Raw genomic sequence first — 22,088 nt, 5'->3', positions numbered from 1 at the left:
CCGGCCACGGGACCGGCGGGGTCTCCCGGCCATGGCGCCGGGAGAACTACGGCCGGGGCGCGCCGTACCAGCGCCATGAGGTGAGACGCGGGTGCCCGGCGAGCTCGGCGCGTCCGGTGGCCCACAACAGGGTGGTCCAGGGGTCGGTGGTCGTCGGGGCGTCCGGGAACAGCCGGGTGAGCACCCGCGAGCACAGATCGGCGGGCGGGGTCCAGGCGAGCCCGAGCCCTCCGGCCAGATCGTGGGTGTGCACCAGGGTCTCCACCACCCCCATCGCGGCGAAGCCCTCCGGATCCGACGCCCCGAAGTCGTGGTGAGCGCGGACCCGCGACGGCGTCGTGCGCACCATGGCGACCAGTAGCGCGCCACTGGCCTCCAGGACCTGCAACAGCCCGGCCGGCCCCGCCGCGCGGTCCGCGTGGATGGCGTTCCGGGGGCCTCCGGGCCTCCGGCTCTCCCACACGAAGGGCACCTCGCGGTCCAGGGGCGGTGTCCTGAGGCCCAGCTGGGCGGCATACGCGAAGAGGTCGTCGCTGAGGTGCTCGACGGTCTCCCAGCAGCCCCACTCCAGCGAGCCGGCCCTTTCCTCCCAGGCTTCCGCAGGCGCCTCCCGGAGGGTGCCGACGGCGAGCCGGACGGCCTGGTCGAGGTCGTCGGCGGTCACAGGGGAGGGGGACGGTCCGGTTTCGGTCGATCGGGGCACGAGGGAACCGTATCGCGGACGCTGGGAGCCGGGTCCTCCGAGGAGGGGGCGGAGAACCCGGTGCCGTCGGCATCGCGGCGTTCTCCGAGGTGACGGGGGATTCGGCTAGCCTGAGGGCACGATGAACCGTTTGACGATGTCAAGGGGTGAGTTCGACCTCACCCGCTTTCCCGATGATCCCCGTGACATGCTCCGCGCCTGGGACGCCGCCGACGAATACCTGCTGCGGCACCTGGACGGAATCGACGACGATCCGACGGACCTGTCGGGCACCGTGGTCGTGGTGGGCGACCGGTGGGGTGCCCTGGTCACCGCGCTGGCCGGTCACCGCCCCGTGCAGATCACCGACTCCTTCCTCACCCAGGAGGCGACCCGGGGCAACCTGAAGCGCAACGGGATCGACGCGGACATGGTGCGACTGCTGTCGACCAGGGACACGCCGCCGGAGCGGATCGACGTGCTGCTGATCCGTGTGCCCAAGAGCCTCGCGCTCCTGGAGGACCAGCTGCACCGGCTCGCACCCCACGTCCACGCGGGCACCGTCGTCGTCGGCACGGGGATGGTCACCGAGATCCATACCTCGACCCTGAAGCTGTTCGAGCGGATCCTCGGGCCGACCAGGACGTCACTGGCGGTCAGGAAGGCACGGCTCATCTTCTGCTCGCCGGCCCCTCAGCCCGTCCGGGACGCCGGCCCGTGGCCGCGGAGCTACGCACTGCCCACCGGCATCGGAGCGGCCTCGGGCCTGACCGTCACCAACCACGCGGGCATCTTCTGCGCCGACCGCCTCGACATCGGCACCCGCTTCCTCCTGCGGAACCTCCCCAGCCGCCGGGGCCCCGAGCGCGTCGTGGACCTGGGCTGCGGCAACGGGGTGGTCGGAGTGGCCGCGGCGCTGGCCAACCCCGGAGCCGAGGTGATGTTCATCGACGAGTCCTACCAGGCGGTGGCCTCGGCGGAGGCCACGTTCCGGGCGAACGTCGGCGCGGACGCCAGGGCGAGGTTCGTGGTGGGCGACGGCCTGTCGGGCGTGCCGGCCGGGACGGTGGACCTGGTGCTGAACAACCCGCCGTTCCACACCCATCGGGCGACGACCGACGCGACGGCCTGGCGCATGTTCACCGGGGCGCGCGCCGCGCTACGCCGTGGCGGCGAACTGTGGGTGATCGGCAACCGGCACCTCGGCTACCACGTGAAGCTGCGCAGGATCTTCGGTAACTGCGAGGTCGTCACGAGCGACCCGAAGTTCGTCATCCTGCGGGCCGTCAAAAGCTGATCGCCCCGTTCCCGCCCGCCCGTGCCGACCGGCAGGGAGCGGCGGCCGGGCCGCGGCCTCCGCCGGTGATCTCGGGTACATCGTATTTTAACCATCCAAAAGCTTGAAAAATCGACAAGATCGATTCACGATTCTCCACGTGGGATGTAAAGATCATGCGCATCCCACGTCGCTTTCCCCGGCGGGACACTCCCGCCCGGCGTGAAGGAGATCGTGTGTCCCATACCCCCCGGCACTGGCGAGCGGTCCTGATCGGGTCCGTCGCCGCCCTCGCGCTCATGCTCCCCCAGAGCGTGGCCCAGGCCGCGCCCGACCCCGGAAAGATCCACAAGACTGTCCAGGCGGAGTTGGCCGCGGACGACAAGGCCACCTTCTGGGTGCGGCTGAAGAACGACGCCGACCTCAGCGCGGCCCGCAGTGCGAAGACCAAGACCGAGAAGGCCAGGCAGGTCTTCCGGGCCAAGACCGAGGTCGCCACGTCATCGCAGGCGGGCCTGCGCAAACTCCTCACCGCCGAGCACGCCGACTTCACCCCGTTCTGGATCGCCAACGCCGTCCAGGTGACCGGCGACGCCAAGCTGGCCGAGGAGATCGCGAAGCTGCCCGAGGTGGAGCGGATCGAGCCCGGCCGCGTCACCAAGCTGCCCGAGCCGCTGCCGGGCAAGGAGACGGCGAAGGTCGACGCGGTCGAGTGGAACATCGACCGCGTCAACGCCCCGAGGGTCTGGAGCGAGCTCGGCACCCGCGGTGAGGGCGTCGTCGTGGCCAACATCGACTCCGGCGTCCAGTTCGACCACCCGGCGCTGGCCGCGCAGTATCGCGGCAAGAAGGCCGACGGCAGCGTCGAGCACGACTACAACTGGTTCGACCCGGCGGGGGTGTGCCCGAGCGCCGCGCCGTGCGACAACAACGACCACGGCACCCACACGATGGGCACCATGGTGGGCGGCGAGGGCGCCAACACCATCGGCGTCGCCCCCGGCGCCAAGTGGATCGCGGCGAAGGGCTGCGAGACCAACAGCTGCTCCGACGCCTCGCTGCTCGCCGCCGGACAGTGGGTGCTCGCGCCCACCGACCTGAACGGCGACAACCCGCGCCCCGACCTGGCGCCGGACATCGTCAACAACTCCTGGGGCGGCGCCGGCTTCGACGCCTGGTACAAGGAGATCGTCGAGGCGTGGGTGGCGGCGGGTATCTTCCCGGCCTTCTCCAACGGCAACGTCACCGGCGCGGGCTGCAACTCCAGCGGCTCGCCCGGCCAGTACGGCTCCAGCTACAGCGCCGGCGCGTTCGACGTCAACAACGCCATCGCGAGCTTCTCCACCCGCGGTTCCGGCGAGAACGGCGAGATCAAGCCCAACCTCGCGGCGCCCGGCGTGAACGTGCGCTCGTCGGTGCCCGGCGGTTACGACTCCTTCTCCGGCACGTCGATGGCCAGCCCGCACGTGGCGGCCACCGTGGCGCTCATGTGGTCCGCCTCGCCGGCCCTGCAGGGCGACATCGCCGCCACGCGGGCGCTGCTCGACCGGACCGCGATCGACGTCGACGACACCCGCTGCGGCGGCACCGCCGCCGACAACAACGTCTGGGGCGAGGGCAGGCTCGACACGTTCGCCGCGGTCCAGGCCGTCCCGGTCGGGGCGCTCGGCGCGCTGCAGGGCACCGTCACCTCCGGCGGCTCGCCGGTGGCCGGGGCGACCCTCGCCGTCACCGGGCCGCTGGGCCGTACGGTCACCACCGCGCAGGACGGGACGTACGCGCTGCCGCGCCTGCTGGCGGGCGACTACCAGATCACCGTCAAGAAGTTCGGCTACGACGACGCGACGGCGACCGTCACCGTCGTGGCCGACCAGAGCGTCACCAAGGACGTGTCGCTGACGCAGCAGCCCGCGGGCACGGTGTCGGGGACGGTCACCGCCGCGGGCGCACCCGAGGCGGGCGCCACGGTGGCCGCGGTGGGCACGCCGGTCAGCGGGGTCACCGACGCCGCGGGACGGTACCGGCTCACGCTGCCGAACGGCGGCCACGAGCTGAGGATCACCCCGGTCTCCCGGTGCGCGGGCGCTCTCACCGTGCCGATCACGGTGAACGGCGACCTGACCAAGGACGTCGACCTGCCGCGCCGCGCCGACTCCTTCGGCTACACCTGCGCCGCCGCCGCCGAGGCGTACGTCGCGGGCACCGACAAGCACGCGCTCACCGGCGACGACGCGGCCCAGCCGGTCACGCTGCCGTTCACCTTCCCGTTCTACGGTGGCGGCTACACCAGCGGCTGGATCAGCAGCAACGGCTTCCTGAACTTCGCCGCCAGCAGCACCACGGCCGGCAACAGCGCCCTGCCCTCCGCCGCCGCGCCCAACGCGGCGATCTACCCCTACTGGGACGACCTGGTGCTGGACGACCAGTCGGGGGTCTACACCGCCACCATCGGAACCGCGCCCAAGCGCACCTTCGTCATCGAATGGCGCAACGCCCGGTTCTACTCCGACGCCGCCCCGCGCATCTCCTTCTCGACGCTGCTCGGCGAGGACGGTTCGATCGGGTTCCGCTACCGCGGCATCACCAGCGAACGCGCCTCCGGGACCAGTGCCACGGTGGGCATCGAGAGCCCGGGCGGCACAGACGCGCTGCAGTACTCCCACAACAGCGCCGCGCTCGCCGACGGCCAGAGCCTGACCTTCGCCGCGAGCCGGCACGGGCTGCTGACCGGCACCGTAACCGACGCCAACGACGGCAAGCCGCTGGCGGGCGCGACGGTCAAGGTGGGCGACGTGGCGACCTTCACCACCGGGGAGAGCGGCACGTTCCTCGGGCAGGTCCTGGTGGGCGACTACCAGGTCGAGGTCTCCAAGGACAACTACGGGACCTTCACCCAGGAGGTCACCGTCACCGCCGGAACCCTGACCCGGGTCGACACCGCCCTGGCCACCGGCCGGGTGACGGCCTCGGCCGGTGAGCTGACCCTGGTGATGCCGGCCGAGTCCACCAGGACCGGCACGGTCGATCTGGCCAACCTGGGAGGCGCCACGACCTACACCGTCGTGACCGACCCCGCCCAGGGCTGGCTGAGCGTGACGCCCGCCGCCGGCGAGCTCGGCTCGGGCAAGTCGGTGACGTTGAAGGTCACCGCCTCCAGCGCGGGCGTCCAGCCGGGCGCCGTCCGCACCGGCAAGCTGCTGGTGCGCTCGGCGAGCGGCCGCAACCCGCAGATCGAGATCACCGTTACGGTCGTGGTGCCCAGGCACCAGGTCGCCGTCGACGCGGGCGGCACCAAGGACGTCGTCGACGCCGCCGGCGACCGCTGGACCGCCGACCGCAAGTACAGCGTGGGCGGCCACGGTTACGTGGGCAGCAACAAGACGAACACGACCAGCAAGACGATCAAGGGCACCACCGAGCAGGCGCTGTTCAAGAGCGCTCGGGAGTCGATGCTGGAGTACCGGTTCGACCAGGTGCCCAACGGCACCTACACCGTCGAGCTGGGCTTCGCCGACACCCGGGACACGCGTGCGGGCAAGCGCGTCTTCGACGTCCTCGTCGAGGGCCAGCTCGCGATCCCCGCGCTGGACCTGGCTCTGGAGACCGGCACCTACACCGCCGTCAACCGGCAGTACACGGTGAAGGTCACCGACGGCCAGCTCAACGTGCGCTTCGCCGAGCGGGTCGGCAATCCCATCGTCAACGCCATCCGCATCTCCGAGCGTCCCGACAAGACCGCTCCGTAGCGGTCCGAACCGCCGCCGGCCCGTCCCGCCCCCGTGGCGGGGCGGGCCGGCGCCTGTCAGGGGACAGGTATGGGTAGGCGTTTCATTGCACGGCGCCGCAGGATTGCAGCGTTCCACTGCGTTCCAAGCAATTTCCCTGCAATTCGCTCAGAGATCGTTGGAGTGCAATGTGACATGTGACAGCTTATAAATCACGGGCGTCCGGCAATGGGGCCGGGCACCCGACCCCAACGGAGGAATCGATGAACCAGATCGTCAACCGCGGTCTCGCGCTCCTGATGGCCGGGGCCGCCATCGCGGGCGGGCTCGCCATGAGCGCTCCCGCCTCGGCCGCGACTCTCACGACGACGACCACCTGCAGCACCGGCGGCCCGATCCAGGGGCTGACCGTCAAGGCGTGTGTGGACGTCACCGGCGCTCAGGTGCGGGTCTACGGGATGGTCGGCGCCGTCGGCATCTCCGAGCCTCCGGTCAACCCCCGCAGCGTCGGCGCGGAGGTCTCCGGCACGATCGTCGGCGGCGCCCTGCTCGGCTCGGGGAGCCAGGCGCTGAGCATCTGGAACAACTCCTTCACCGTCGAGGGCGTCACCACGACCGTGGCCTCCGGGACCACGGTCCGCGCCAAGGTGGTCATCACCCCCGGCCCGGCGGGCCCCGGCGGCGGCGGCACGCCCCTGCCCGGCCCGAACTCCGTCTCCGTCGACGTGCCGGTCGTCTACTGATCCGGACCGGGACAGCTGAACGGGACAGTTGAATGAGCGGGGGCGCGCGACCGAGGTTGCGCGCGGCCACGGTCGCGCGCCCCCGCGCTCACCCGGCCGCGGCGGCGGGTGGCCGTCACCGGACGCCGGGGCCTGGGCGAGAAGACCGGCCAGGCGTTTCCCGCCGGTCTCGCCGTTCGGGTTCAGCGGGGGCGCGCAGGTTCGCGAACACGGATTCCCGGTGGTCCGGCTACAGCGTGAACCCGGCGGGGAAGGGGTCGTCGGGCGACAGGAAGTACTGGGCCGTGCCGGTGATCCAGGCCCGTCCGGTGACCGCCGGGACGACCGCCGGCCGGCCGGCCACCGTCGCCGGCTCGACCAGCCGCCCGGTGAACATCGAGCCGATGAAGGACTCGTTGAGGAAGTCCGCGCCGATCTCCAGCTCGCCGCGCGCGTGCAACTGGGCCATGCGGGCGCTGGTCCCCGTGCCGCAGGGGGAGCGGTCGAACCAGCCGGGGTAGATCGCCATGGCGTGCCGCGAATGCCGCGCGTCCGAGCCCGGAGCGGTGAAGTGGACGTGCCCGACGCCGCGGATCCGGGGGTCTTCGGGGTGTACGGGCTCGTCCGCCGTGTTGATCGCGTCCATCGTCGCCAGGCCGGCCGCCACGATCTCGTTCTTGGCCTTGCGGTCGAACGGCAGTCCGTAGTCGTCGAGGTCGACGATGGCGTAGAAGTTGCCGCCGTAGGCCAGGTCGTAGCGGATGCTCCCGAACCCCGGCACCTCCGCCACCGCGTCGAGCCGGTCGCTGTAGGCCGGGACGTTGCGCAGGGTCACCCCCCTGGCCACCCCGTCCTCCACCGCGACGTCCACGACCACCAGCCCGGCGGGGGTGTCCAGGCGCACCGTCGTGACGGGCTCGGAGACCGGCACCATCCCCGTCTCCACCAGCACGGTCGAGACGCCGATCGTGCCGTGCCCGCACATCGGCAGATAGCCCGACACCTCGATGAACAGCACCCCCCAGTCCGCGTCGGGACGGGTCGGCGGCTGCAGGATCGCACCGCTCATCGAGGCGTGCCCGCGCGGTTCGTACATCAGCAGGGTGCGCAGGTGGTCGAGGTGCTCCCGGAAATGCACGCGGCGCTCGGCCATGGTGGCGCCCGGGATGACCCCGACGCCACCGGTGATCACGCGGGTCGGCATGCCCTCGGTGTGGGAGTCGACCGCGTGGAAGATTCGCTTGGTGCGCATCACCCCTCCAATGTCTTCATCATCTGAACACGGACATATATGGCATTTCTTGGCGTGAAACGGACGGCCGTCACGTCAAGGATCGACGGCCTGCCCTGCCCTTTCCGGGTGCTGTTCGGTGGCACCGTGGTCAAAGGCGTGACGCCGCCGGCCGAGGTGCCGTCGGCCGGGGCGCCGCGAGCAGAGGCCCGCGAGTAGAGGCCCGCGAGCAGGGGGCCGTCAGCCGGGGAAGTGGCAGGCCACCTTCCTCTCCCCGGGGCCGTGGATCTCCAGCGGAGGGGCCTCGGTCCGGCAGATGTCCCGGGCCAGGGCGCAGCGGGGATGGAAGGAGCAGCCCGGGGGAGGGGCGGCCGGGCTCGGCGGATCGCCCAGCAGGACGATGCGCTCGCGGGTGAGCTCCACCTCCGGGTCGGGGACCGGCACGGCCGACAGCAGGGCGCGGGTGTAGGGGTGGGCCGGGGCGGTGTAGACCGACTCGCGCGAGCCGATCTCCACGACGCGGCCGAGATACATCACCGCGACCCGGGCGCACATGTGCCGCACCACCGACAGGTCGTGGGCGATGAACAGGTACGCCAGCCCCAGCTCACGCTGGAGGTCGACGAGCAGGTTGACGATCTGGGCCTGGATCGACACGTCCAGCGCCGACACCGGCTCGTCGCAGACGATCAGCTTCGGCCGGGACGCCAGTGCCCGGGCGATGCCGATGCGCTGGGCCTGCCCGCCGGAGAACTCGTGCGGGTAGCGGTCGGCGTGCTCGGCGCCCAGCCCGACCCTCTCCAGGAGCTCGATCACGCCGCGCCGGTCCAGCAGCCTCAGCGGGCCGGAGACGATCCGCTCGACGGTCTGGCGGGGGTTGAGCGACGCGGACGGGTCCTGGAAGATCATCTGGATGTCGCGGCGGAGCGGGCGCAGGGCGCGCGGGCCGAGGTGGGTGATGTCGCGGCCGTCGAAGGTGACGGTGCCGCCGGTGGGTTCCAGCAGGCGGACGATCATCCGGCCGGTGGTGGTCTTGCCGCAGCCGGACTCCCCGACCAGGCCGAGGGTCTCGCCCGGCCGCACGTCGAAGGTGACGCCGTCCACGGCCTTCACCCCGGTCCGCCCGCCGAAGGTCATCCGCAGATCCCGTACGGCCAGCAGCGGCGTGGTCCGGTTCGCGGTGTCCGGCCCGGTGAGGAGCTGTTCGGTCATCGCCGGCCTCCGGAGATGTCGATGAGATGGCAGGCCGTCCGGTGAGTCGCGCCGCCGGGACCGGCGGGACGCGGCTCGGGGGCCTCGGTGACGCAGGCGTCGTCGGGGGCGGCGGCGTAGCGGGCGCAGCGGGGGTGGAACCGGCAGCCGGACGGCGGCGCGAGCAGTGACGGCGGGTTGCCGGGGATCGCCGGCAGCCGGCCCCCGTCCTCCTCCTCTCCGGCCGTCAGCCGGAGGACCGAGGCGAGCAACCCCCGTGTGTAGGGGTGGCGAGGGGACCTGAAGATCTCCCGGGCCGGGGCGTGCTCGGCGGTGCGGCCGCCGTACATCACCAGGACCTCGTCGGCGACCCGCGCCACGACGCCCAGATCATGGGTGATCATCATGACCGCGACGGCGCGGTCCTCCTGGATCTTCCGGATCAGCTCCAGGATCTGCGCCTGCACGGTCACGTCCAGGGCGGTGGTCGGCTCGTCGGCGATGAGCAGGTCCGGTTCGCAGGACAGAGCCATCGCGATCATCACGCGCTGCCGCATGCCGCCGGAGAAGTGGTGGGGGTACTCATCCGCGCGCCGCCTCGGCTCGGGGATGCCCACCTCGGCGAGCATCTCCACCGCGCGCTCGCGCGCCACCCGGCGGGAGGTGCGCAGGTGGAGCCGGTAGGCCTCGGCGATCTGCTCGCCGACGGTGTAGAAGGGATGCAGCGACGACAGCGGATCCTGGAAGATCATCGCCATCCGGCGGCCGCGCAGCTCGCGGACCCGGGAGGCGGGCGCCCCCACCAGCTCCTCGCCGTCGAAGACGATCGAGCCGGAGACGGCGGCCTCGCGGTGCAGGCCCATGATCGCCAGCGACGACACCGACTTGCCGGAGCCGGACTCGCCGACGACGCCGAGCGTGCGGCCCCGCTCCAGGCCGAAGCTGATCCCGTCCACCGCGGTCCCGGCGGGGAAGCTCACCCGCAGGTCTCTGACTTGGAGGATCACGCGTACCTCACTCGGGGGTCGATCAGCGCGTAGACGAGGTCCACGCCGAGGTTCGCCAGGGTGATGAAGAAGGCGGCCAGCAGGGTGACCCCGAGGACGACCGGCTGGTCGGCCTTGAAGATCGCGTCATAGGTGAGCTGGCCGACGCCCGGCAGGCCGAAGACGTGCTCGGTGATGACGGCCCCGGCGAGCAGCCCGCCCAGGTCCATGCCGAAGATCGTGACGATCGGGGTGAGCGCCGAGCGCAGGCCGTGCTTGGTGACGACGGTCCGCTCGTGCAGGCCCTTGGCCCGGGCCGTCCTGATGTACGGCTCCGCCATCGTCTCGATCATCGAGGCCCGGGTGAGCCTGGCGTACATGGCGGCGTAGAGGCTGGCGAGCGTCATCCAGGGCAGCAGCAGGTTGCCCGCCCACGCGGCGGGGTCCTCGGTGATCGGCCGGTAGTCGGGATAGGGCAGCCATTCGAGCTGCTGGACCAGGACCAGCAGCAGCATCATGGCGGTGAAGTAGACCGGCACCGAGGCGGAGGCGAGCGTGGCCGCCATGAGTGAGCGGTCGAGCACGGTGCCCCGGCGCAGGGCGGCGACCAGCCCGACGGCCAGGCCGCCGGCGAGCCAGAGCACGGCCGAGCCGACGGCCAGGGAGACGCTCACCGGCAGCCGGTCGGTCAGCAGGTCCCAGACGGGCAGGGCGTTCTGGTAGGAGTAGCCGAAGCAGGGGACGGAGCACTCCAGCGCCGCCGGGCCGGTGCCCAGCGTACGGCCGGCGAAGATGCCGGCCACGTAGCCGCCGAACTGCTCGTGCACCGGCCGGTCCAGGCCCATCTGCTCGCGGACCAGCGTCACCTGCTCCGGGGTGCAGGTCTTGCCGCAGGCATGGGCGGCCGGGTCCGAGGGGAGCAGGTAGAAGATGGCGAAGGTCACCGCGCAGATGACCAGCAGCACACCCGCCACCGCGGCGAGCCGCCGCAGCGCGTAGAGGGTCATCGGCCTGGCCCCTTCGGGTCGAGGGCGTCGCGCAGCGCGTCACCGAGCAGGGTGAAGGCCAGCACGGTGAGGAACAGGCACACGCCGGGGATCATGAAGTAGGTCGGCACGACCTGGTACCAGAGCAGCCCGTTGTCGATCATCTGGCCCCACGACGGGGTGGGGGGCCGCACGCCGACGCCGAGGAAGGACAGCGCGGCCTCGGTGCCGATGTTGGCCGGGATCGCCAGCGTCGTGTAGACGAGGATCGGCGCGGCCAGGTTGGGCAGGATCTCCTTCAGCAGGATGTGCGGCCCCATCGCCCCGTTGACCCGGGCGGCGTCCACGAACTCGCGGTGCTTGACGCTCAGCGTCTGCCCGCGGACGATGCGCCCGACGTACGGCCAGCTGAACATGCTCATGATCAGCACGAGCAGCAGGACGCGGTTGGCGTCCGGCGCGATGGACAGCAGCGCCAGCATGAAGATCAGGCTGGGGAAGGACATCACCAGGTCCATGATCCGGCTGAGCACGGTGTCGACCTTGCCGCCGAAATACCCGGCGACCAGGCCGACCGCGGTCCCGGCGAGCACGGTGACGGCCGTGGAGGCCACCGCGATCAGCAGCGACACCCGCGCGCCGTACACGATGCGGCTGAAGACGTCGCGGCCGTTGCCCGGCTCGACGCCGAGCCAGTGCTCGGCGCCGATGCCGCCGAAGTCGCCCTTGGGGACTCCGCCGAGCGCCTGGTCGATCGCGGTCTTGTCGAAGGTTTCGGGCTCCCAGCCGTTGAGCCTGGTCAGCAGCGGGGCGGCCAGCGCCATGAGGACGAACAGCACCACGATGGCGAGACCGAAGAGCGCGGCCGGGTCGCGGCGGAGCCGTTCGCAGGCGATCCGCCCGGGGGAGCGGCCGCGGACGGGCGGGGCCGCGGCACCCGCCGCGGCCCCCTCCTGAACGGTGGTGCTCACTTCCTGATCCCGAGCGTGGCGTAGTCGAACTGGCCGGACCAGATCAGGTGGCCGAACGCGCCGCCGACCTTGGAGCCGGCGAGCAGCGGCTTGCGGGCCCAGACCAGGGGGATCATCGGGGCCTTCTGCATGATCGCGGCGTCCAGGTCGACCCAGGCGCGGTCGGCCGCCTTCAGGTCGGTCATGGCGTAGATCGCGTCGATCCGGTCCATGGTCTCCTGGTCCTTGAACAGCGACATGTTGCCGCTGTTGCCCTTGTCGGTGATGGTCCGGCCGTCGAACATCATCGGGATGAAGGAGGACCCGGACGGGTAGTCCTGGCACCAGCCGTACAGGGCCATGCCGTCGAACTTGGCGGTGTCGCCGATCGTGTCGTAGAAGACCGACGGGTCGAAGGTGTTGATCTCGGTCTCGACGCCGACGCGCTTGAGCGACTCCTGGATCGCGGTGGCGGCCACCTTGTCGCCGGTGGAGGCGTACATCTTGATCTTCACCGGGGTCGCCACGCCGGACTCGGCGATCAGCGCCTTCGCCCTCTCCACGTCGCCGGTCGCCGGGATCTTCAGGGTGTCCTGGGCGACGCCGCCGGACAGCGAGGGCGGGAGGAAGGCGGTGGCGATCTCACCTGCGGCCGGCCCGCCCTGGGTGGTCTGGTAGCTCTCCTTGTCGATGGCGTACTGCAGGGCCAGGCGGAACTTCGGGTTGTCGAAGGGCGCCATGGTGTTGTTCATGGCCAGGGTGTCGGTGCAGCCCCGGATCTCGTTGTGGAAGCGCGCCTTGACCTTGGGGTTGGTGAGGATCTTGGAGAAGCTCTCGCCGTTGACGTCGGCGTAGGTGACCGCGGTCCGGTCGTCGCCCTGGTCGGCGATGAGCCGGTCCACGATCACGCTCTGCCGCAGGCCCTGCTTGACGACGACCTTGTCCGGCAGCGCCTTGCGGACCTGGTCGGTGGCCGGGTCCCAGTGCTCGTTCCGGCTGAGCACGAGCTCCTTGCCCCGGTCATAGGTGTCGATCTTGTACGGTCCCGAGGAGAAGACGCGGCTGTCGTACTGGGCCTTGGTGTCCTTGGCCCGCGGCACCGGCGCGAAGGTCGGCAGGGTGGTGTAGTACGGGAACTCGGCGACGGGACGCTTGAGCCTGAAGACGATGGTCCTGTCGTCGGGCGTCTCGATCGACTTCAGCGAGCCGTCCTTGTAGGGGCCCTTGTACTTCTCGGCGTCCTTCAGGACCAGGCGGGCGTAGTTGGGGCCGCCGGGCAGTTCGGGGGCGAAGGACCGCTCGACGTTGTACTTGACGTCGGCGGCCACGATGGGCGAGCCGTCCTCGTACTTCAGGCCGTCCTTGAGGGTGAAGGTCCAGGTCTTGCCCTCGTCGGACATCTCTCCGGTGGTGGTCGCCAGGTCCGGGACGACCGCCAGGCTCGCCGCGCCCGGTTCGGCCTTGTAGGTGACCAGGGAGCGGTAGAGGTAGCGCAGGCCGAAGTCCATCTCCGGCATCGTCCAGTTGCGGGTCGGGTCGAGGTGGGCGAAGTCCTGGTTGGACAGGATCGTGAGCGTCCCGCCCTTGCCGGCCGCACCGGTGGAGGGCTGCGAGGCCTCCCCGGATCCCTGGGAGGCGGGCGCCTTGCCGCCCCCGCAGGCCGTGGAAACGGACAGAAGAGCTGCCGCGAGCAGGCAGGTGCCCACTGTGGTCTTTAACGACATATGCCACTCCGGGTAACCGAGAGAGAAGGGGGTGAGTGACACGTAACATAGTAATGTGAAATATTATTGACAATAGGGCGTTATCAACCCGTGGCCGTTCTCGCCGGGCGGATCCAGTCGGCGGTGCGGAGAAAAGGCTTCTGGTCTGGCAATTCACCGCCGCATTCGATGAAGCGGGCGGGTCGGCCGGAAAAGGGGTATATGGAGCCTGTCTAATGGCAGTAGTCCCCTAAAGTGAATGAAACGGGCATAAAGCGACAAAAGTGCATTCATGGTCCGCAAGGGGTCGTAGGGTCGCGCCGTCGGTCCGCCCCTGTCTGGGAGTGCGGGTGGCCCCCTGTGCGACCGCCGCCGGCCCTTCGCTCCGGCCCTCTCCGGGGGGCACGGGTGGTTCCCTGCGTGACCGCCGTCGCCGCCCCCTGCGATCCGGCCCTGCCTGGATAGGGTCTTGACCCTAAATTGGTAGCTAAAACTCCAATTTGGTAGAGTCGTGCCGTGCGACTGACGAAGTTCACGGACCTGGCCCTGCGCGTCACCATGCGCCTGGCGGTCGCCGAGCAGGGGGTGAGTCTCACCACCAGGCAGGTGGCGGAGGCGATGGCGATCCCCTACACCCACACCGCCAAGGCCATCGCCCGTCTCCAGCACCTCGGGGTGGTGGAGGCCCGCCGAGGGCGCGGCGGCGGCCTGGAGCTGACCGGCGCCGGCCGTAAGGCTTCGCTGGGCTGGCTGATCCGTGAGCTGGAGGGCGAGGAGGAGGTCGTCACGTGCGAGGGGGAGACCCCTTGCCCGCTGCGGGCCGCCTGTCGCCTGCGCGGCGCGCTGCGCGGCGCCCAGCAGGCCTTCTACGCGTCGCTTGATCCACTCACTGTGGACGACCTGATCGCCTCGCCGACCGGGCCGGTCCTGCTCACCCTCGGATGATCGGCGGAGTGCGGCCGATCCCTGCCGCACGCCTTTAAATATGAAGATCAAATACTAATTTGGAGGATGTTGTGCTCTCCCTCGAGTCGGCCGCGACCGTCCGCGCCACCCTGCCCGTGATCGGCGGCGCCCTGGAAGACATCACCGGGCGGTTCTACGGGTCGATGTTCACCGACCACCCCGAGCTGCTGCGCGACCTGTTCAACCGGGGCAACCAGGCCAACGGCGAGCAGCGTGGCGCGCTCGCCGGATCGATCGCCGCCTTCGCCGCCCTCCTGGTGGAGCGCCCTGACGACCGGCCGGACGCGATGCTCGCCAGGATCGCCAACAAGCACGCCTCGCTCGGGGTCAGCGCCGAGCAGTACGACGTGGTCCACAAATACCTCTTCGCCGCCATCGCCGAGGTGCTCGGCGACGCCGCCACCCCGGAGGTGGCGCGGGCGTGGGACGAGGTCTACTGGCTGATGGCCAACGCGCTGATCGCCCTGGAGGCGGATCTCCGGCGCGCCCCGGGCGAGAGCTGGCTGCGGGCGACAGTGGTCGAGCGGCGGCGCGAGACCGCCGACGCGATCTCCCTCACCCTACGACCGCCGATCCCCCTGTCCTTCAAGCCCGGCCAGTACGTCAGCGTCGCGGTCACCCTGCCCGACGGCGCGCGGCAGATCCGGCAGTACAGCCTGTCGTGCGCCCCCTCGCGCGGCGACTGGCGGATCACCGTCAAGCGGGTGCGCGGCGGCGGCGCACCGGACGGCGAGGTGTCCAACTGGCTGCACGCCAACGTCCAGGCCGGGGACATACTGACGATCTCCGCGCCGTTCGGCGACCTGACCCTGCCCGAGGGCGACACCCCACTGCTCCTGGCCTCGGCCGGGATCGGCGGCACCCCGATCCTGTCGATGGTCGAGCATCTCGCGGCCACCGGCTCCGCCCGCCGGATCACCGTCGTCCACGCCGACCGCGCCCCCGCCGACCACGCCCACCGGGAGGAACTCAAGCGGCTGGCCGCGGACCTGCCCGGCGCCACCCTGCACCTGTGGTACGAGCAGGCGTGCGGCTGCTCCTGCCCACCGGAGCCCAACATCGGCCAGGTCGACCTGGCCCAGGTCGAGCTGCCCGACGGGCTGTCCGCCTACCTCTGCGGGCCGCTGCCGTTCATGCGCGGTGTCCGCTCCGAGCTGCTCCGGCGCGGAGTGCCCGCCTCGGACATCCACTACGAGGTGTTCGGCCCCGACCTCTGGCTCGGTCAGGACTGATCGGAGCCCACGTCCCGGCGTCCGCGCCGCCGGGAGGAGACATCCTCGGGCGAGCGAGAGGACGCCGCCGGCCGGGGACGCCCGGAGACCCGCCGGGGGACCGTCAGGCGAGCGGATGCACCTCGGGGTGCGCGTCCCACCAGCGCCTGAAGATCGGGTTGTCGTCCACGTGGGCGGAGTAGGCTGCCGCGAGACCGCGGTAGACCGCCGCCGCCTGCCCGTTGCTCAGCCGGTCGCGCCGCCAGGCCACGACCAGCCGGGCGACCTGGGGCTGCCCGGCGAGGGGGCGGACGACCGTGCCGGGCGGCGCGGGCCAGGAGGGATCGACCAGGCGTACCCCGTGCCCGGCCGCGACCAGCGGCCGCCCCGCGCCGCTCGGGGCGTCGTAGCGCACGTTGGGCTCGAACCCGACGGCCCGGCAGGAGGCCCGCAGCGCGGCGAGTGAGCCGTCGTCGGCGCCCGGCGGGCTGATCCAGGACTCGTCCTTCAGGTCGGCGAGGTGGATCTCCTCCTGTCCGGACAGCCGGTGAGCCGCCGACAGGGCGATGAATATCGGATACCGGGGGATCAGGGTACGGCTGACGACCGGCGCGGTCAGGGGGACGTCGAACCCCTCGATGATGCCCAGCAGCGCCGCGTCGAGATGGCCGTGGGTGAGCGCCTCGGCCAGCAGCGCGGTGGAGGGCTCGATGCGCAGCGAGATCTCGTGGCTGGGCAGCATGTCGCCGACCCGGTCGACGACGCTCGCGACGCAGGCCAGGTGGACGCAGCCCAGCCGGAGGACCCCGTCCGGGCCGGAAGGACCGCGCAGGTCGCCGAAGAGCGTGTCGACCTCCGCCAGGACGATGCGGGCGCGGGCGATGACCTGGCGTCCCAGGGGGGTCGGCTCCACCCCGGAACGGCTCCGTACGAAGATCGCCTCGCCGATGAGGTCCTCGACTCGATGAAGCTGGTTGGTCATGGCCGGCTGTGACAGGCCCAGCCGGGCCGCGGCCCGCGTGACGCTACCCGTATCCGCTATCGCACAGATCATACGGAGATGCCTGATATCGAGGTCCATAGCCAAGAATTATGTGGCGCGTTATGACGGCTGGCCGCATCCGGCCATGAGACTTCGGGCAACGCACCCCTCCGACCCTCCGGGTCTGGGACCCCGGAGTCTCGTGCTCCGCCCGTCGGGCCAGGCGATGCCGCCGTTCCTCCCCTGACCGACCTCTCATCGCCAAACCAACCTCGCATTCCATCAGGGATACCCCCCGGAGGTTTAGTTGAGATTCACGCCATCCCTACGCGCGTTCGGAAAACACCTGCCCGCACTGCTCGCACCCGTGCTGGGCCTGGGACTCGTCCTCCAGCCGCTGGCGGCCTCGCCCGCGAGTGCCGCCCCGGAGCCCCCGTCCGCCGGGGTGCGCGCCGCCGACGACGGATCGCAGCACGTCCAGGCGTCCCCCCTGGCGGTCAAGGAGCGCCCGCCGCTGTCGGCCTCGAAGGACGCGCTCCGGCGAGACCTCGACAAGCCCACGCCCACGCCGGAACACCCGAGGCCCTCGGCGAAGACGAGCAAGTCCGCCAAGACGACCGCCGCCGCGGCGGCGTGCAGCGCGAGTGACTTCACCAGCCGCTCCGGAAGCGCCCTCGTCCAGCAGATCAAGGCCTCGACCACCGACTGCGTCAACACCCTGTTCAACCTGACCGGCGGTGACGCCTACTACGCGTTCCGCGAGTCGCAGATGACCAGCGTCGCCTACGCGCTGCGCGACAACGCCGCCTCCTACCAGGGAGACAACAGCACGAGCACCGCCCAGCTCGTGCTCTACCTGCGCGCCGGCTACTACGTGCAGTGGTACCACCCCTCCACCGTGGGCGCCTACGGGCCCTCCCTGAAGACCGCCATCCAGTCCGGACTCGACGGGTTCTTCGGCAACTCCCGGTCCTCGACCGTCAGCGACGCCAACGGCGAGATCCTCGCCGAGGCCGTCACCCTGATCGACAGCGCCCAGGAGAACGACCGCTACCTCCACGTCGTCAAGCGGCTGCTCAACGGCTACAACAGCTCCTACGACGCCAGCTGGTGGATGCTCAACGCGGTCAACAACGTCTACACGGTGCTCTTCCGCGGCCACGAGGTTCCGGCGTTCGTCACCCTGGTCAAGGCCGACCCGAGCGTCATCGACACCCTCAACGGCTTCGCGCTGAACCACCTCAACCTGCTCGGCACCGACCGCGACTACCTGACCGCCAACGCCGGCCGGGAGCTCGGGCGCTTCCTCCAGCACTCCACGCTGCGGACCAAGGTCCGGCCGATGGCCAAGGACCTGCTCACCCGCAGCAACATCACCGGGACGACCGCCCGGCTGTGGGTCGGCGTGGCCGAGATGACCGACGCCTACGACAAGGCCAACTGCTCCTACTTCGACACCTGCAACCTCCAGCAGGTCCTCGCGCAGGCCATCCTGCCGGTCAACCACACCTGCAGCCCCAGCATCAAGATCCGCGCCCAGGAGATGACCTCCGCGCAGCTCGCCGCCAGCTGCACCAGCCTCATCAACCAGGACGCGTACTTCCACAACCTGGCCAAGGACGGCAACCGTCCGGTCGCCGACGACAACAACACCACGATCGAAGTCTGCGTCTTCGACTCGAGCACCGACTACCAGACCTACGCCGGCGCGATGTTCGGCATCGACACCAACAACGGCGGGATGTACCTGGAGGGCAACCCGGCCGCCGCGGGCAACCAGCCGCGCTTCATCGCCTACGAGGCAGAATGGGTCCGGCCCGCCTTCCAGGTCTGGAACCTGAACCACGAATACACCCACTACCTCGACGGCCGGTTCAACATGTACGGCGACTTCGAGGCCGGCATCAGCACCCCGACCATCTGGTGGATCGAGGGCTTCGCCGAGTACGTCTCCTACTCCTACCGCAAGGAGACCTACGACGCCGCGATCACCGAGGCGGCCAAGCAGACCTACGCGCTCAGCACGCTGTGGGACACCACCTACGACAACGACACGACCCGCATCTACCGCTGGGGCTACCTGGCGGCGCGGTACATGTTCGAGAAGCACCCCGCTGACGTCGCCACCGTCCTCGGCCACTACCGGACCGGTGGCTGGAACTCCGCCCGTAACTTCCTGACCTCGACGATCGGCACCCGCTACGACAGCGACTGGCGGACGTGGCTGACGGCGTGCGCGTCGGGCGGCTGCGCGGGCGGAGGCGGCGGCAACCAGGCGCCGAGCGCGAACTTCACCTTCACCGTCAACGGCCTCGCCACCATCTTCACCGACACCTCGACCGACTCGGACGGGACGATCGCGTCGCGTCAGTGGAACTTCGGCGACGGCACCTCGTCGACCTCGGCCAACCCCTCGCACACCTACACCACCGCGGGCACCTACACGGTGCAGCTGACCGTCACCGACAACGCCGGCGTCACCGCCACCGCCGGCAAGCAGGTCGTGGTGACCTCCGGCGGCTCCTCCGCCCCCGAGTGCACCACCGGCAGGGCCGACGAGCTCGGCCGGAACTGCAAGCGCAGCAACCTGTCAGCCGCCGCCGGCGACTACAAGTACCTCTACCTCTACGTCCCGGCCGGCACCGCCAAGCTGACCATCACCTCCTCCGGCGGCACCGGGAACGCCGACCTCTACTACAGCCCCACCACCTGGGCCACCACGTCGACCCACACCCAGCGGTCGACCAACGCGGGCAACGGCGAGACCCTGACCGTCACCAACCCCCCGACCGGCTACCACTACATCAGCCTCCACGCGGCACAGGCCTTCGCCGGGGCCGCGGTCCAGGTCGACTACTGACGTCGCCGTAGCGGTCCGGGCCTGACGGCCTGACGGCCGCCCCAGGGCGGACCGCGACGGAGACGAGGGCGGAGGGCCCCACCCCAGGTGGGCCCCTCCGCTCCGCCGTGTCCTGGCGCCCGCGGCCGGACGCGCCGAACCGATCGAGGGCCGAAAGTCCCGTGGAACAGGGACTTCGGGGCCGGACGGGCGAGCCGTACGGCACTGCCGTACGGCCCCGGAAAACGAGGTAATTGAGGCACAGCAACCAGAGCCCGTCAGAACTCGAGGAGACCAGTCATGGCGATCACCGAAGGCGGCCACCGGGCCGGCCGTGCGGATGCCGTCGAACCCGTCGCTGCCGCCCGTCCCGTCGACTACGTCTGGGCGATCGCCCGGATCTTCCTCGGCTGGACCTTCCTGTGGGCTTTCCTGGACAAGCTCTTCGGCTGGGGCTTCGCGACCCCGGCGGAGCGCGCCTGGATCAACGGAGGCAGCCCGACCACCGGCTTCCTCAAGGGGACCGGCGAGAACGCGCTCGGCGGTCTCTTCAGCAGCCTGGCGGGGCAGGTCTGGGTCGACTGGCTGTTCATGCTCGGCCTGCTCGGCATCGGCGCGGCGCTCATGCTGGGTGTGGGCATGCGCGTCGCCGCCGTCACCGGGGGCCTGCTGCTGGTGCTCATGTGGGCCGCCGCGCTCCCGCTGGACACCAACCCGTTCATGGACGACCACCTCGTCTACGCCGTCGTGCTGGCCGGCCTGGCGCTGGCGGGTGCCGGCGACACCCTCGGCGCCGGAGCCTGGTGGGGACGGACCCCGCTGGTGCGCCGCCACCCGATCCTGAAGTAGACGATGACGGCCGCGGACACGGACGCCCACCCCGCACCGGGGCGGGCGTCCCTTCTTTCTGATGCCAGACTCATAGGCATGGCAGAGATCGAGCCCGGTGCGTTGATACCCCACATGCGATTGGACGAGCTGCTCTCGGAGCTGCATGTCCGGCTGGAGGCGGTGCTGGCCACCCGTGACCGGGTGCACGCGCTGCTGAACGCGGTCGTGTCCGTGGGCAGCGACCTGGACCTGGAGACCGTGCTGCGCAGGATCGTGGAGACCGCCACCACCCTGGTCGACGCCACCTACGGCGCGCTGGGCGCGATCGGCGATCAGAACACCCTGGTGCAGTTCATCCCGGTGGGGCTGACCGAGGAGGAGATCGCCAGGATCGAGCACTGGCCGCACGGGCTGGGACTGCTGGGCCTGCTGATCAAGGAACCGCGCCCGCTGCGGCTGGCCCACATCTCCGACCATCCGGAGTCCTACGGGTTCCCGCCGGGCCATCCGCCGATGGGGTCGTTCCTGGGCGTGCCGATCCGGGTGCGCGAGGAGGTGTTCGGCAACCTCTACCTCACCGAGAAGCGCGGCGGAGGGGCGTTCGACGCCGAGGACGAGGCGATCGTCAACGCCCTGGCCACCGCCGCCGGAGTGGCCATCGAGAACGCCCGGCTGTATGAGGACAGCCGGCGGCGCGAGGTGTGGTTGCAGGCTTCGGCGGAGGTGACCACCAGCCTGCTGTCGGGAGCCGAACCGCAGGAGGTGCTCACTCTGATCGCGCGCCGGGCGCGGCAGATGGCCGGCGCCGACATCGTGGCGGTGCTGCTGCCGGACGAGACCGGGCAGGTGCTGCGGGTGATCCTCGCGGAGGGGCCGGCCGGCGACCAGGTGGCCCACGGGGAGGCACCCGTCGCGGACTCCCTGGCGGGCCGGGCGTTCACCAGCGGCGAGCCGCTCATGGTCGCCGATCCCGCCGAGGCGCACAGCCCGATCGCGATCGCCGGCTACGCCTCGCTCGGCCCGGTGGCCGCCGTGCCGATCGGCGCGGCGGGAGGCACGCGCGGGGTGCTGTCGCTGGGCAAGCGCTTGGGCCGCGCCCCCTTCAGCCAGACCGAGCTGCGCACCCTGCACGCCTTCGCCGGGCAGGCCGCGGTCGCGCTGGAGCTGGCGGAGAGCCGGATGGACGCCGAGCGGCTGGGGCTGCTGGAGGAGCGTGACCGGATCGCCAGGGACCTGCACGATGTGGTGATCCAGCGGTTGTTCGCCGTGGCGATGACGCTGATGAGCACGGTGCGGCTGGTCGACAGACCGGAGGCCTCGGGGCGGCTGCAGAACTCCATCGACGAGCTGGACGGCACCATCCGGCAGATCCGCTCGACGATCTTCGCTCTGCAGACCTCCGAGCGGGGCGCCGACTTCGGGGTGCGCTCGCAGATCGTGGAGCTGGTGGAGGGGGCCCGCGCGCATCTGGGCTTCATGCCGGGTCTGAGCATGGAGGGGCAGCTGGACGGCAGGGTGCCGGGGCCGGTGGCCGAGCATCTGCTGGCCGTGGTCCGGGAGGCGCTGTCCAACATCGTGCGACATGCCAGGGCCGCCAGGGCCGAGGTGAGCGTCGAGGTGGCCGACGGCCGGCTCGTCCTCGTCGTGTCCGACGACGGGGTCGGCATGGCCGAGGACGGCCGGCGCAGCGGGCTGCGCAACCTCCAGGAGCGCGCCGAACGGCTCGGCGGCTCCTTCACGGCCGAGTCGCCGGAGGGGGGCGGCACCCGGCTGGTGTGGAGTGTTCCCCTAGGGTGACGCCGGACGC

General features: G+C 70.8%; 16 protein-coding genes. 8 read left to right on the top strand and 8 right to left on the bottom strand.

Features of this window, described 5'->3' with window-relative positions; translation table 11 throughout:
- Window positions 1-46: 46 nt before the first annotated feature.
- The gene (locus BM085_RS07785; protein WP_093886324.1) at window positions 47-703 is read right to left on the bottom strand and encodes a hypothetical protein; all 657 of its coding nucleotides are present in this window, start codon (window positions 701-703) and stop codon (window positions 47-49) included.
- 121 nt (window positions 704-824) lie between these two features.
- Here BM085_RS07785 and BM085_RS07780 point away from each other — a divergent pair, with 121 nt between their 5' ends.
- From BM085_RS07780 to BM085_RS07770, 3 genes are all read left to right on the top strand, one after another.
- A complete protein-coding gene (locus BM085_RS07780; protein WP_093886323.1) occupies window positions 825-1,979 on the top strand; it encodes a methyltransferase in 1,155 nt (384 codons plus the stop codon).
- 215 nt (window positions 1,980-2,194) lie between these two features.
- The gene (locus BM085_RS07775) at window positions 2,195-5,704 is read left to right on the top strand and encodes a S8 family serine peptidase (protein WP_093886322.1); all 3,510 of its coding nucleotides are present in this window, start codon (window positions 2,195-2,197) and stop codon (window positions 5,702-5,704) included.
- Between the two features lie 242 nt (window positions 5,705-5,946).
- Entirely contained in the window at window positions 5,947-6,426 is a 480-nt protein-coding gene (locus tag BM085_RS07770; RefSeq protein ID WP_093886321.1) for a hypothetical protein, read from the top strand.
- Window positions 6,427-6,655: 229 nt separating this feature from the next.
- Here BM085_RS07770 and BM085_RS07765 read toward each other — a convergent pair whose 3' ends face one another.
- From BM085_RS07765 to BM085_RS07740, 6 genes are all read right to left on the bottom strand, one after another.
- Entirely contained in the window at window positions 6,656-7,657 is a 1,002-nt protein-coding gene (locus tag BM085_RS07765; RefSeq protein ID WP_093886320.1) for a proline racemase family protein, read from the bottom strand.
- A gap of 219 nt (window positions 7,658-7,876) precedes the next feature.
- A complete protein-coding gene (locus BM085_RS07760; protein WP_093886319.1) occupies window positions 7,877-8,848 on the bottom strand; it encodes an ABC transporter ATP-binding protein in 972 nt (323 codons plus the stop codon).
- A complete protein-coding gene (locus tag BM085_RS07755; protein WP_093886318.1) occupies window positions 8,845-9,834 on the bottom strand; it encodes an ABC transporter ATP-binding protein in 990 nt (329 codons plus the stop codon). Before BM085_RS07755 ends, BM085_RS07760 begins: the two co-directional genes overlap by 4 nt.
- A complete protein-coding gene (locus tag BM085_RS07750) occupies window positions 9,831-10,820 on the bottom strand; it encodes an ABC transporter permease (RefSeq protein ID WP_093886317.1) in 990 nt (329 codons plus the stop codon). Before BM085_RS07750 ends, BM085_RS07755 begins: the two co-directional genes overlap by 4 nt.
- Window positions 10,817-11,770, bottom strand: coding sequence for an ABC transporter permease (locus BM085_RS07745; protein ID WP_093886316.1), 954 nt, complete (start codon window positions 11,768-11,770; stop codon window positions 10,817-10,819). The genes BM085_RS07750 and BM085_RS07745 overlap by 4 nt, the downstream gene beginning before the upstream one ends.
- Window positions 11,767-13,473, bottom strand: a complete 1,707-nt coding sequence (locus BM085_RS07740; protein ID WP_093886315.1) for an ABC transporter substrate-binding protein — start codon at window positions 13,471-13,473, stop codon at window positions 11,767-11,769. Before BM085_RS07740 ends, BM085_RS07745 begins: the two co-directional genes overlap by 4 nt.
- 495 nt (window positions 13,474-13,968) lie before the next feature.
- Between BM085_RS07740 and BM085_RS07735 the strand changes: the two genes are divergently transcribed.
- A complete protein-coding gene (locus BM085_RS07735) occupies window positions 13,969-14,397 on the top strand; it encodes an RrF2 family transcriptional regulator (protein ID WP_093886314.1) in 429 nt (142 codons plus the stop codon).
- A 71-nt stretch (window positions 14,398-14,468) separates the two neighbouring features.
- Window positions 14,469-15,650 carry a globin domain-containing protein gene (locus BM085_RS07730; protein ID WP_093886313.1) on the top strand — a complete coding sequence of 394 codons (1,182 nt, stop codon included), beginning with the start codon at window positions 14,469-14,471 and terminating at the stop codon, window positions 15,648-15,650.
- A 103-nt stretch (window positions 15,651-15,753) separates the two neighbouring features.
- Here the strand turns inward: BM085_RS07730 and BM085_RS07725 are convergent, their stop codons facing one another.
- Window positions 15,754-16,710: a LysR family transcriptional regulator gene (locus BM085_RS07725; RefSeq protein WP_093886312.1), complete on the bottom strand. Its 957-nt coding sequence runs from the start codon at window positions 16,708-16,710 to the stop codon at window positions 15,754-15,756.
- Window positions 16,711-16,918: 208 nt separating this feature from the next.
- Here BM085_RS07725 and BM085_RS07720 point away from each other — a divergent pair, with 208 nt between their 5' ends.
- From BM085_RS07720 to BM085_RS07710, 3 genes are all read left to right on the top strand, one after another.
- Window positions 16,919-19,471, top strand: coding sequence for a collagenase (locus BM085_RS07720; protein WP_093886311.1), 2,553 nt, complete (start codon window positions 16,919-16,921; stop codon window positions 19,469-19,471).
- 279 nt (window positions 19,472-19,750) lie between these two features.
- Window positions 19,751-20,299, top strand: a complete 549-nt coding sequence (locus BM085_RS07715) for a DoxX family membrane protein (protein WP_093886310.1) — start codon at window positions 19,751-19,753, stop codon at window positions 20,297-20,299.
- A gap of 78 nt (window positions 20,300-20,377) precedes the next feature.
- On the top strand, window positions 20,378-22,078 hold the full coding sequence (locus BM085_RS07710) for a sensor histidine kinase (RefSeq protein WP_093886309.1): 1,701 nt from the start codon (window positions 20,378-20,380) through the stop codon (window positions 22,076-22,078).
- Window positions 22,079-22,088 lie beyond the last annotated feature (10 nt).

This window comes from Streptosporangium canum (genome assembly GCF_900113865.1).
GTDB classification, from domain to species: Bacteria; Actinomycetota; Actinomycetes; order Streptosporangiales; family Streptosporangiaceae; genus Streptosporangium; species Streptosporangium canum.
The sequence above is the reverse complement of the archived record's forward strand: the minus strand, read 5'-3'. Positions and strand labels throughout refer to the sequence as shown.

Coding starts and splice junctions, on each gene's coding strand:
- BM085_RS07765 (WP_093886320.1), bottom strand. CDS start 7,657: ATGCGCACCAAGCGAATCTTCCACGCGGTCGACTCCCACACCGAGGGC.
- BM085_RS07750 (WP_093886317.1), bottom strand. CDS start 10,820: ATGACCCTCTACGCGCTGCGGCGGCTCGCCGCGGTGGCGGGTGTGCTG.
- BM085_RS07740 (WP_093886315.1), bottom strand. CDS start 13,473: ATGTCGTTAAAGACCACAGTGGGCACCTGCCTGCTCGCGGCAGCTCTT.
- BM085_RS07710 (WP_093886309.1), top strand. CDS start 20,378: ATGGCAGAGATCGAGCCCGGTGCGTTGATACCCCACATGCGATTGGAC.
- BM085_RS07760 (WP_093886319.1), bottom strand. CDS start 8,848: ATGACCGAACAGCTCCTCACCGGGCCGGACACCGCGAACCGGACCACG.
- BM085_RS07725 (WP_093886312.1), bottom strand. CDS start 16,710: ATGGACCTCGATATCAGGCATCTCCGTATGATCTGTGCGATAGCGGAT.
- BM085_RS07770 (WP_093886321.1), top strand. CDS start 5,947: ATGAACCAGATCGTCAACCGCGGTCTCGCGCTCCTGATGGCCGGGGCC.
- BM085_RS07715 (WP_093886310.1), top strand. CDS start 19,751: ATGGCGATCACCGAAGGCGGCCACCGGGCCGGCCGTGCGGATGCCGTC.
- BM085_RS07780 (WP_093886323.1), top strand. CDS start 825: ATGAACCGTTTGACGATGTCAAGGGGTGAGTTCGACCTCACCCGCTTT.